12 protein-coding genes and 1 pseudogene are annotated in these 9338 nt (G+C 73.9%); 6 read left to right on the top strand and 7 right to left on the bottom strand.

The window, feature by feature from the left end:
• The 3 genes from ABT238_RS38260 to ABT238_RS38250 form a co-directional block, all read left to right on the top strand.
• Positions 1-104 (top strand): acyl-CoA dehydrogenase family protein (locus tag ABT238_RS38260; protein WP_350797196.1); only part of this gene is annotated, 104 nt, incomplete at its 5' end.
• 237 nt (positions 105-341) lie between these two features.
• The gene (locus tag ABT238_RS38255) at positions 342-1589 is read left to right on the top strand and encodes a beta-ketoacyl-[acyl-carrier-protein] synthase family protein (protein WP_350807123.1); all 1248 of its coding nucleotides are present in this window, start codon (positions 342-344) and stop codon (positions 1587-1589) included.
• A 42-nt stretch (positions 1590-1631) separates the two neighbouring features.
• On the top strand, positions 1632-2117 hold the full coding sequence (locus ABT238_RS38250) for a GNAT family N-acetyltransferase (protein ID WP_350572427.1): 486 nt from the start codon (positions 1632-1634) through the stop codon (positions 2115-2117).
• Between the two features lie 67 nt (positions 2118-2184).
• Here ABT238_RS38250 and ABT238_RS38245 read toward each other — a convergent pair whose 3' ends face one another.
• From ABT238_RS38245 to ABT238_RS38235, 3 genes are all read right to left on the bottom strand, one after another.
• The gene (locus tag ABT238_RS38245) at positions 2185-2814 is read right to left on the bottom strand and encodes a hypothetical protein (RefSeq protein WP_350807117.1); all 630 of its coding nucleotides are present in this window, start codon (positions 2812-2814) and stop codon (positions 2185-2187) included.
• Positions 2815-3085: 271 nt separating this feature from the next.
• Positions 3086-3583, bottom strand: coding sequence for a hypothetical protein (locus ABT238_RS38240; RefSeq protein ID WP_350572429.1), 498 nt, complete (start codon positions 3581-3583; stop codon positions 3086-3088).
• A 183-nt stretch (positions 3584-3766) separates the two neighbouring features.
• Positions 3767-4369 carry an NAD(P)H-dependent oxidoreductase gene (locus ABT238_RS38235; protein ID WP_350807114.1) on the bottom strand — a complete coding sequence of 201 codons (603 nt, stop codon included), beginning with the start codon at positions 4367-4369 and terminating at the stop codon, positions 3767-3769.
• A 55-nt stretch (positions 4370-4424) separates the two neighbouring features.
• On the opposite strand from ABT238_RS38235, the gene ABT238_RS38230 reads away from it, so the two are divergent.
• Positions 4425-5111 carry a class I SAM-dependent DNA methyltransferase gene (locus ABT238_RS38230; protein ID WP_350807110.1) on the top strand — a complete coding sequence of 229 codons (687 nt, stop codon included), beginning with the start codon at positions 4425-4427 and terminating at the stop codon, positions 5109-5111.
• On the opposite strand, the gene ABT238_RS38225 is transcribed toward ABT238_RS38230, so the two are convergent.
• Complete coding sequence (locus ABT238_RS38225) at positions 4999-6897, bottom strand: ATP-binding protein (protein WP_350807106.1); 1899 nt, start codon at positions 6895-6897, stop codon at positions 4999-5001. The two genes, ABT238_RS38230 and ABT238_RS38225, sit on opposite strands and share 113 nt — an antisense overlap.
• A 124-nt stretch (positions 6898-7021) precedes the next feature.
• Here ABT238_RS38225 and ABT238_RS38220 point away from each other — a divergent pair, with 124 nt between their 5' ends.
• Positions 7022-7516, top strand: a complete 495-nt coding sequence (locus tag ABT238_RS38220) for a peptidylprolyl isomerase (RefSeq protein ID WP_350572433.1) — start codon at positions 7022-7024, stop codon at positions 7514-7516.
• A gap of 136 nt (positions 7517-7652) precedes the next feature.
• On the opposite strand, the pseudogene ABT238_RS38215 reads toward ABT238_RS38220, so the two are convergent.
• From ABT238_RS38215 to ABT238_RS38205, 3 genes and pseudogenes are all read right to left on the bottom strand, one after another.
• Positions 7653-7751, bottom strand: a pseudogene (locus ABT238_RS38215) (TetR family transcriptional regulator); the annotation flags it as partial.
• A 121-nt stretch (positions 7752-7872) separates the two neighbouring features.
• Positions 7873-8103, bottom strand: coding sequence for a DUF8825 domain-containing protein (locus tag ABT238_RS38210; protein ID WP_350570502.1), 231 nt, complete (start codon positions 8101-8103; stop codon positions 7873-7875).
• Between the two features lie 29 nt (positions 8104-8132).
• The gene (locus ABT238_RS38205; protein WP_350570501.1) at positions 8133-8570 is read right to left on the bottom strand and encodes a DoxX family protein; all 438 of its coding nucleotides are present in this window, start codon (positions 8568-8570) and stop codon (positions 8133-8135) included.
• 81 nt (positions 8571-8651) lie between these two features.
• Here ABT238_RS38205 and ABT238_RS38200 point away from each other — a divergent pair, with 81 nt between their 5' ends.
• Entirely contained in the window at positions 8652-9221 is a 570-nt protein-coding gene (locus ABT238_RS38200) for a TetR/AcrR family transcriptional regulator (RefSeq protein ID WP_350807096.1), read from the top strand.
• Positions 9222-9338 lie beyond the last annotated feature (117 nt).

Raw genomic sequence — 9338 nt, 5'->3', positions numbered from 1 at the left:
GGGACTATCCGCTGGAGCGGATGATGCGGGACGCGAAGATCACGCAGATCTACGAGGGCACCAACCAGATCCAGCGCGTCGTGATGGCCCGCAACTTGCCGTGATCCCGTACGGCACCCACCGGAGCCCCCGGCCGCGGCGATGCGGCCGGGGGCTCCTGCCGTTTCGTCGAGCCTATGGGATTCCTACAAGGGCCGGCCCGTCGAATCGGGCGAGCGGCACATCTGAACGACCATCACGGCCGTGGCAGGGTGGGCGGTGAGGCGAATGCCCCCCGAGTCCACCGATGCGGAGAGTTGTATCCACCTCACAACCTCCACAGAAGCCATGGAGTCTTTTCGATGGGTACTGACAACAACTCGACCCGAGGCCCCGTCGCCGAGCCGGTGCTGGTCACCGGTCTCGGGGCGACCACACCGCTCGGCGGCGACGTCGCCTCCACCTGGGCCGCGATGCTGGCCGGCGACGGCGGCATCCGGCCGATCGAGGCCGACTGGGCGGCCGGACTCCCGATCCGGATGGCCGGGCAGCTGGCGGTCGAACCGTCCGAGGTCATCGACCGGGTCCGGGCCCGGCGGCTCGACCGCTGCGAGCAGGTCGCGCTGATCGCGGCGCGCGAGGCCTGGGCCGACGCCGGCGCCCCCGAGGTCGACGGCGAGCGGCTCGCCGTGGTGATCGGCACCGGCACCGGCGGCGCGCTCACCATGCTCGGCCAGGACGACGTGCTGGAGGCCTCCGGCGTCCGGAAGGTCTCCCCGCACACCGTCCCGATGCTGATGGCCAACGGCCCGGCCGCCTGGGTGTCCATCGAACTCGGCGCCCGGGCCGGCGCGCACACCCCGGTGAGCGCCTGCGCGTCCGGCGCCGAGGCGATCGCGCTGGGCCTGGACCTCATCCGCCTCGGCCGGGCCGACGTGGTGGTCGCGGGCGGCGCCGAGGCCTGCATCTGCCCGCTGACGCTGGCCGGCTTCGCCCAGGCCAGGGCGCACTCGCTGCGCAACGACGAGCCCGGCCGCGCCTCCCGTCCGTTCGACACCGACCGGGACGGCTTCGTGATCGGCGAGGGCGCGGCCGTCGTCGTCCTGGAACGGGCCGGCTTCGCCGCCGCCCGCCGGGCCCGCGCCCACGCCGCGCTGGCCGGCGCGGCGGTCACCTCCGACGCCCACCACATCACCGCGGCCGCGGCCGAGGGCCAGGTCCGCGCGATGCGCCGGGCGGTCGCCGAGGCCGGGCTGTCCCCGCTGGACATCGCGCTCGTGCACGCCCACGCCACCTCCACCCCGCTCGGCGACTTGGTCGAGGCCGAGTCGGTCACCGAGGCGATCGGCGCCCACCCGGTGGTCACCGCCACCAAGTCGATGACCGGCCACCTCTTCGGCGCGGCGGGCGCGGTGGGCGCGCTCGCGACCGTCCTCGCGCTGCGCGACGGCGTGGTCCCGCCCACCCGCAACCTGGAGCGGCAGGACCCGGCGGTCAAGCTGGACGTGGTCGCGGGCGCCGTGCGCCGGGGCCCGCTCGGCGCGGGGCTCAGCAACGCCTTCGGGTTCGGCGGCCACAACGCCTCGCTGGTCTTCACGGCGGTGCCGTGAAGACCAGCGACCGGCGGGCAGGGGCTCACTAGGGTGACCGGCATGTCCACACCGACGGAATCGTCTCCGGCCTCCGCCCTGCGGCTCGAACCGGTCACCCCGGAGAACATCGACGCCGCCCTGGGGCTGAAGGTCCGCCCCGACCAGGAGCACCTGGTCGCCCCGGTGGCCACCTCGCTGGCCGAGGCGTACGCGTACGGCGAGACCGCCTGGCCCCGGCTGGTCTACGACGGCGAGCGGCCGGTCGGCTTCCTGATGGCCTTCTTCGACGTCGTCTTCCGGCCCGGCGACGAGCCGCGCTCCGGCCTCTGGCGTCTCAACATCGCCGCGGACACCCAGGGCAGGGGCTACGGCCGCTTCGCCGTCGAGCAGGTCGCCGCCGAGATCCGCCGCCGCGGCGGCACCCGGGTCTGCGTCACCTACGTGCCCGGGGACGGCGGCCCGGCGGGCTTCTACGCCCGCCTCGGCTTCCGGCCGACGGGCGCCTTCAGCGGGGACCAGGCGGTCGCGGAGCTGGACCTGGTCTGAGCGCGGCGGGCGGGTGACCCGGCCGCGTCGCCGGGTCACCCGCCCGTCCTGCGGGCCGTGCTCGGCCTCAGTGGACCAGGAGGAACTTGGTGGTCGGGACATTCGGGCCGCTGGCGCAGTCCAGGTTCGAGGTGGTGGCGCTGTAGGTCCAGCCGCGGGGGACGTCGCACGCCCACAGGCCGTTCACCGGCGTGCGCAGGTGGAAGGTGGTGGACGGGACGCTGCTCCCGTACAGCAGGCTGCAGGACGTGCTGCGGCCGGTGAAGTCATAGGTGAAGGCCGGCGTGCCCACGCACGCGGTCAGGCCGTCGTACGGGGTGCGCAGGTGGTAGGCGTTGGAGATCACGCCGGACTGCTGGCTGCAGGCGTAGCCCCAGGAGATGGAGTCGTAGACGAAGGCCGGGTTGCTGATGCACGCGGTCAGCCCGTCGACGGGCGTGCGCAGGTGGAACTGCGGCGAGTTCCACGTCCCGCCGCCGCTGCAGCTGCGGTTCATGGACACCTGGTCGTAGACGTAGCCGGCCGGGACGTCACAGGCCCACACGCCGTCCAGGCCGGTGGTGGTCGTCGTGGTCGTCGTGGCGGCGGAGGCGGACGTGGTGGCGGCGCCGGAGAGCACCAGCGCCAGCGCGGCGAAGGCCGCGAGCAAGGCGTTCCGGAGGGTGCGGACGGTGCGTGCGGTGCGTGCGACGGACATGGTTCTCCTTCGGTGGAGGAGCTGTCGGTGGATGCACGGTGCCGGCGGCGGTGGTGTCGCGGGTGAGCGTTCACTGCCGCCGCCGACGGTTCTAGCACGCGCGGCGGACCGCCGGCCCGGTGATCCGCTTCCGATTGATCATTCCGCCGGCCGCCGTCTACGCGCCCGCGCGTGACTTCTCCGGTTCATGCCAGCCGATCGGCGCGGCCCGGGTCCGGCACGCGGGCGACCCGGTTCCCGCCGGGTCGCCCGCACGCCGAGGGGGCCGGCCTCAGTGGGCCAGGAGGAACTTGGTGGTCGGCACGCCCTGGACGCTGGCGCAGTCCAGGTTCGAGGTGGTCGCGCTGTAGGTCCAGCCGCTCGGGACGCTGCACGCCCACATGCCGTTGACCGGCGTGCGCAGGTGGAAGGTGGTCGCCAGGACGCCGGACAGCTGGCTGCACGTGGTGCTGTGGCCGACGAAGTCGTAGGTGAAGCCCGACGCGCCGGTACACGCGGTCAGCCCGTCGACGGGCGTGCGCAGGTGGAACTGGGGTGAGTTCCAGCTGCCGCCGCCGCTGCAGGCGCGGTTCATGGACACCCCGTCGTAGACGTAGCCGGCCGGGACGGAGCAGGCGTAGGTGCCGTCCAGGCCGGTGGTCGTCGTGGTGGTGGCGGAGGCGGGCGCGGTGGCGGCGGCGCCGGAGAGCAGCAGCGCCACCGAGGCGGCGGCCGCTAGCAGGCCGGACCGGGCGGTGCGGGCGGTGCGGGCCGTTCGTGCGACGGACATGGTTCTCCTTCGGTCGAGGAGTTGCCGGTGGATGCACGGTGCGGGGGCGGTGGCCGCGGGTGAGCGGTCACTGCCGTCGACGGTTCTAGCACGCACGGCGGGCCGCCAGCCCGGTGCTCCGCCCCGGATCGACCATTCCGCCGCCCGCCGTCTACGCACCCGCAGGCGATCCTCCGGTCCGCGTCAGCCGATCAGTGCCGCCGCTTCCTTCCGCGCCTGGCGCAGCCACTGCGCGCGCTCGTCGTCCGAGGAATCGCTCACGGTGCGGAACACCCGTCTACGGACGTCCGTCACCCCGACGTAGGGCAGCACGCACGCCGCCCAGATCCGCTCCAGCGGGTCGCCGAACTCCTCGTGCTCCCGGGCCTCCGGGGTGTCCGAGGTGTTCAGCACCAGCGCCCGCCCGGCCCGCAGCAGCCCGACGGGCTCCCCGTCGGCCGTCCCCAGCTTGTACGCGACGCCCGGCACCATCACCCGCTGCACCCACCCGGCGAGCACGGCGGGCGGCATGCCCCACCAGTTGGGGTGCACCAGCACGAGGGCGTCCAGCGCCGCCACCTCGTCCCGGTGCAGCGCGAGCAGGGCGTCCTCGGCGGCCCCGCTCGCCGCCACCGTCTCCGTCTCGCCGGCGGTGAGCAGGGGCGCGAACCCCTCGGCGTACAGGTCGTGCGCGACGACCTCGGCTCCCTGCTCCCGCAGCTCGTCCACCACGGCCCCGAACAGCGCGTGGTTGAAGCTCCCCGGCCTCGGGTGCGCCAGATAGATCCCGACCCGCTTCTTCACCATGTCCCCTTCCGCCCCTCCGGATCGGCCGATCCTAACCCCGGTAGGGTCGACCGCCGTGACCACCACCGAGCCCGAATTCCTCGCCGCCGCCCGGACGTTCTACGACGCCGTCGCCGCCGACTACGCCGACCGCTTCCGCGACGCGCTGGCCGCCTCCCCCTGGGAACGCGCGATGCTCGGCGTCTTCGCCGAGCTGGTGACGACGGCCGGCGGCGGCCGCGTCGCCGAACTCGGCTGCGGCCCGGGCCGGATCACGGGACATCTGGCCGCCCTCGGCCTGGACGTCTCCGGCCTCGACCTCTCCCCGCGCATGGTCGACCTGGCCCGCACCGCCCACCCGGAGATCCCCTTCCAGGTCGGCTCCCTGCTCGACCTGCCCTACGCGGACGGCGAGTTGGCCGGCGTCGTGGCCTGGTACTCCATCATCCACACCCCCGCCGAACACCTCCCCCGCGCCTTCGCCGAGTTCCACCGCGTCCTCGCCCCCGGAGCCCCCCTCCTCCTCGCCTTCCAGGTCGGCGACGCCGCCCTGCGCATCGAAGACCCCTGGGGCCACCCCGTCACCCTGGACTTCCGCCGCCGACAACCCGCCCACATCGAGACGTTGGCCACCGACGCCGGCCTCAGGGTCACCACCCGCCTCGTCCGGGAGCCGGAGGCGGACGAGAAGTCCCCGCAGGCCTACCTCCTGGCGCTCCGGGCGGATCAGCCGGGCCGTCCGGAGGGGCCTGGTGGACCGTGATGGCCCCGTCGAGCAGGGCGGCGGCTTCCTTGGCACGCCCGGCCGACCCCAGGGCGGCTCCGATGAGGCTCAAGGTGACCCCCTCCTCGAACCTGTTGCCCCTGGCCCGGTGGAGGGCCAGGGCGGCGTGGCCCACGTCGATGGCCTCGTCGTGCCGTCCGGCCCGGAGGAGTTCCACGCCCAGGTCGGTGAGGCGGCCTTCGGAGTGCTGATCGCCGACGAAGGACGCGAAGTCCTCGCTCCGCATCATCTCCAGCCCGAGGCCGAGGATCTCCATGACGGTTTCGAGGATCCTCGGGTCACTCAGGGGCGGCTCGATTCCGGTGACGGACCTGGCCATGCCGAGGGCGTGCAGATAGGTCCTGTACGCCATGTGGCTGCCGAGGATCACGGTCAGCTCCAGGAGCTTCCCTCGTCCGGCGGCACGGGAGTCCACGATCGCGTCGAGGTTCTCGCGTTCGACGGAGAACCAGGCGTAGGCGCTCGCCTCATCGGGGAACGGGCTGGTCCCGGAGCGGTTGGCACCTGTCTGGGGCCCGGGCCGCATGGCGGCGCGCCCGTTGCACGCGTAGTAGCCCAGGAGCCGTTCCCATGCCGCGGTGCGCTCGCCGTCCTGGTCGGCCAGGCGCTTCACGTACAGCCGCACCAGGTCGTGCGCCCGCCAGCGCCCCGAGCCCACCGGCTGCTCCGCCAGCAGGTTCGCCCGGGCCAGCGCGGCCAGCTGCCGCCGGGCGGCCGGCCTGCCGAGCCCGGCCAGCACCGCGACCGCCTCCGTCGAGACGTCCGGTCCCGGGTTCACCGTCGTCAGCCGCAGCACCCTCGCCGTCTCCTCCGGCAGCCGCCGGTACGACAGCTCGAACGCGCCCGCCACCGCGAGCGACATCCCGCCGCCGTCCCCGTGCCGCAGCGCGTCCAGCCGGCTGCCGGTGTCCGCCAGCTCCTCCGCGAGATCGGCGAGCGGCAGCCCGGGGTCGTCCACCAGCAGGGCCGCCGCGATCCGCAACGCGAGCGGCAGGTACCCGCAGTGCTCCGCGATCGCCGCCAGCGCCCGCGGCTGCGCCTCCGCCCGCCCGTCCTCCGGCCGGGCCCGCCGCACGGCCGTCGCGACCAGCTCCGCGGCCTCCGCCGCCCCCAGCACCCCCAGCGGCAGCAGCCGCGCCGGGAAGCCGGGGGAGTGCAGGCAGTCCCGCGAGGTGACCAGCAGCCGGTGACAGGAGTCCGCCGGCACCAGCGGCGCGACCTGCTCCGCCGCCGAGGCGTCGTCGGCGAGCACCAGCACGGCTCCGGCCTCCGCCGCCCGCCGCGCCATCGCGGACCGGTACAGCGCGGCCTGCTCCTCCGGCGTCGGCGGCACGTCGTGGTCGCGCACGCCCAGCGCCCGCAGCAGCGCGCCCACCGCCTGCTCGCCGCTCACCGCCGCCCCGGGCCGGTAGCCGCGCAGCGGCACGTACAGCACCCCGCCCGGGAACCAGCCGCGCCGTGCGGCCTCGTGCGCCGCGTACAGCGCGAGCGCGCTCTTCCCGACCCCCGCCAGCCCGGCCACGGCCGACACCAGCACCGGCCCGCCGTCCCCCGCGGACGGCGCGAGCAGCGTCAGCAGCGCCTGCACGGCCTCGCCGCGCCCCACCAGGTCCACCGGTGGTGCCGGCAGCGAGGCGAGCGCCGTCGGCGCCGGTCCGCCGCCCGCCCCGCCGAGGGCGATGTGCATGGTCCCGGCCTGGAACGCGCCGCCGTGGACCGTGCCGCCGTCGAGCGCGTTCCGGACCCTGTCCTCCCCGTTCTCCACGCCGCCATCCTGGCCCAGGCGCCGCCGCGCGCGGGGCCGAACCCGTTGATCACCGGTCGGCGGAGCGTGACCGCGCGCCGGGGGGCGCCGCGCGCCGACACGCCCGGCATGCCATGATCCCTGCATGGGTTCCAACGTTTTCTTCGACATCACCATCAACGACGAGCCGGCCGGCCGCATCGTCTTCACGCTCTTCGACGACATCGTCCCGAAGACCGCGCAGAACTTCCGCGAGCTCGCCACCGGCCAGCACGGCTTCGGCTACGAGGGCTCGTCCTTCCACCGCGTCATCCCGGGGTTCATGCTGCAGGGCGGTGACTTCACCCGCGGTGACGGCACCGGCGGCAAGAGCATCTTCGGCGAGAAGTTCGCCGACGAGAACTTCCAGCTGAAGCACACCAAGCCGGGCCAGCTCTCGATGGCCAACGCGGGCAAGAACACCAACGGCTCGCAGTTCTTCATCACCACCATCGTCACCGACTGGCTGGACGGCAAGCACGTCGTCTTCGGCGAGGTCGTCGACGGCCTGGACCTCGTGACGAAGATCGAGAGCCTCGGCTCGCAGAGCGGCCGCACCAAGGCCAAGATCACCATCGCCAAGTCCGGCATCGTGGAGTAGGGGCTCGCCCTTCCCACGCACTCGGACGCGGCCCGCCACCAAGGCGGGCCGCGTCCGCGCGTTTGTGCGCCCGCTCCCGTCCGGCCCGGCGGAGCAGGAAGTCGGCGGGTCCGACTTCCCGCTCCGGCAGGCCGCGGCGCAGGGTGGCGGCGACCAGCCTTTCGACAGCCTCGCGCGGCACCTCGCCTCCGCTCACCAGCCGGTCGAAGACCAGGCCGTCGAGGCAGGTCGGCAGGGCCCTCGGCCAGCCAGGAGCTGCCCGGTCGATCATGTCCGGAGCTGCCATGGCCTGCTTCCGTGCTTGTGATCTTCAGGTCACTTCCGCGGCCATTCGAGAATGCCGAGTTCCCTCCGGATCAGGGCCACGGGTGAAGGCTGACCTGCTTGAGCGCCCGGTTGGCGAGGTGCCTCTGGTCCTCGGGGACGGACGCCCAGAAGGGGTGGGCCGATATGCGGGCCCCGAGCTGGAGTTGTGTGTCGCGGTGCTCGGGCGACTCCATCGCGTCCGCCCACATCGACCGTCTGGCGGCGTTGTACTCCCGCCGGAGCTGGATGAGGTCGTCGGGGAAGGACCACTCGTGAGGCATGCGCTGAGCCTAGTGGGGGTCGGCGGATGCTAGACCGCGGCCACCGCCGCTGCCACGAACAGCACTTGGAGCGCGGTGCGTGCGGGCAGCGGGGTGACGGGCTTTCCGGCGAGGGTGCCGCCGTGGCGGGCGGCGTACACGTTGGCGGGGAACATCGCGAGCATCAGCAGGGCGAGGCCGGCGGCGGCGTAGGGGGCGAGCGGGTGGACCAGGAGGCCGACGGCGCCGGCCAGTTCGAGGACGCCGGTGAGCGTGACGAGCAGGGCGGGGCGGGGGAGGGCGGGCGGGATCATCGCGACGAAGTCGCGGCGGAAGGCGGGCAGGAAGTGCGGCACGCCGGTGGTGAGGAACATCAGGGCGAGGGCGCCGCGGACGGCGGGCTGCCAGGCGTCGAGGGCGTCGACGGCGACGAGGCCGAGCAGGCGCAGGACGGCGAAGCCGCCGAGGAGGGCGATGAGCGGGGCCATGCGGACTCTCCAATCTTGTCACTGACAAGATTTGCTCGGCGGGGTAATCTTGTCAATGGCTAGATGAAGAGAGGAAACGGGATGGGGAAGACGGAGAGCTACCACCACGGGAACCTGCGGCGGGCGGTGCTGGACGCCGCGCTGGCGGCGATCGAGGAGTCGGGGCCGTCGGGGTGGAGCCTGCGGGAGCTGGCGCGTCGGGCGGGGGTGTCGCATGCCGCGCCGGCGCACCACTTCGGGGACAAGGCGGGGGTGCTCACGGCGGTGGCGGCGGAGGGGTTCGAGCTGTTCGCGGGGGCGTTGGAGCGGGCGGCGGGGGATCCGTACGGGGCGGGGGTGGCGTACGTGCGGTTCGCGGTGGACCACCGGGCGTACTTCGAGGTGATGTTCCGGCCGGAGCTTTACCGGGCGGACGATCCGGAGCTGGCGGCGGCCCGGGACCGGGCGGGGGCGGTGCTGGCGGCGAGCGGGCGGAAGCTGTCGCGGGGGGAAGGGGCGGACCGGGCGACGACGCTCGCGGCGTGGTCGGTGGCGCACGGATTCGCGAGCCTGTGGCTGAACGGGGCGCTGCCGGAGAGCAGGGGGGAGGCGGATGTGGAGGAGTTGGCGAGGGAGGTCCTGCGGGTGGTGTTCGGGGGCGGGGCGGAGTAGGAAGTCGGCGGGGCCGACTTCCTACTCCGCGGGGGGGGTCGGGGAAACGAGATGGTGATCGACACGATTTCGACAGGCGACAGGGGGCGGTCCCCCGGGAACGTCGGGGTTGGGGCG

Origin of the sequence: Kitasatospora sp. NPDC001527 (genome assembly GCF_040298605.1) — a bacterium.
GTDB lineage: Bacteria > Actinomycetota > Actinomycetes > Streptomycetales > Streptomycetaceae > Kitasatospora.
This window is presented reverse-complemented; position numbering and strand designations above follow the sequence as displayed.

What these genes read in the sequence shown, in the direction of transcription:
- ABT238_RS38200 (WP_350807096.1), top strand. Translation starts at nt 8,652, where the DNA reads ATGGGGAAGACGGAGAGCTACCACCACGGGAACCTGCGGCGGGCGGTG.
- ABT238_RS38245 (WP_350807117.1), bottom strand. Translation starts at nt 2,814, where the DNA reads ATGTCCGTCGCACGCACCGCACGCACCGTCCGCACCCTCCGGAACGCC.
- ABT238_RS38205 (WP_350570501.1), bottom strand. Translation starts at nt 8,570, where the DNA reads ATGGCCCCGCTCATCGCCCTCCTCGGCGGCTTCGCCGTCCTGCGCCTG.
- ABT238_RS38220 (WP_350572433.1), top strand. Translation starts at nt 7,022, where the DNA reads ATGGGTTCCAACGTTTTCTTCGACATCACCATCAACGACGAGCCGGCC.
- ABT238_RS38240 (WP_350572429.1), bottom strand. Translation starts at nt 3,583, where the DNA reads ATGTCCGTCGCACGAACGGCCCGCACCGCCCGCACCGCCCGGTCCGGC.
- ABT238_RS38255 (WP_350807123.1), top strand. Translation starts at nt 342, where the DNA reads ATGGGTACTGACAACAACTCGACCCGAGGCCCCGTCGCCGAGCCGGTG.
- ABT238_RS38210 (WP_350570502.1), bottom strand. Translation starts at nt 8,103, where the DNA reads ATGCCTCACGAGTGGTCCTTCCCCGACGACCTCATCCAGCTCCGGCGG.
- ABT238_RS38235 (WP_350807114.1), bottom strand. Translation starts at nt 4,369, where the DNA reads ATGGTGAAGAAGCGGGTCGGGATCTATCTGGCGCACCCGAGGCCGGGG.
- ABT238_RS38250 (WP_350572427.1), top strand. Translation starts at nt 1,632, where the DNA reads ATGTCCACACCGACGGAATCGTCTCCGGCCTCCGCCCTGCGGCTCGAA.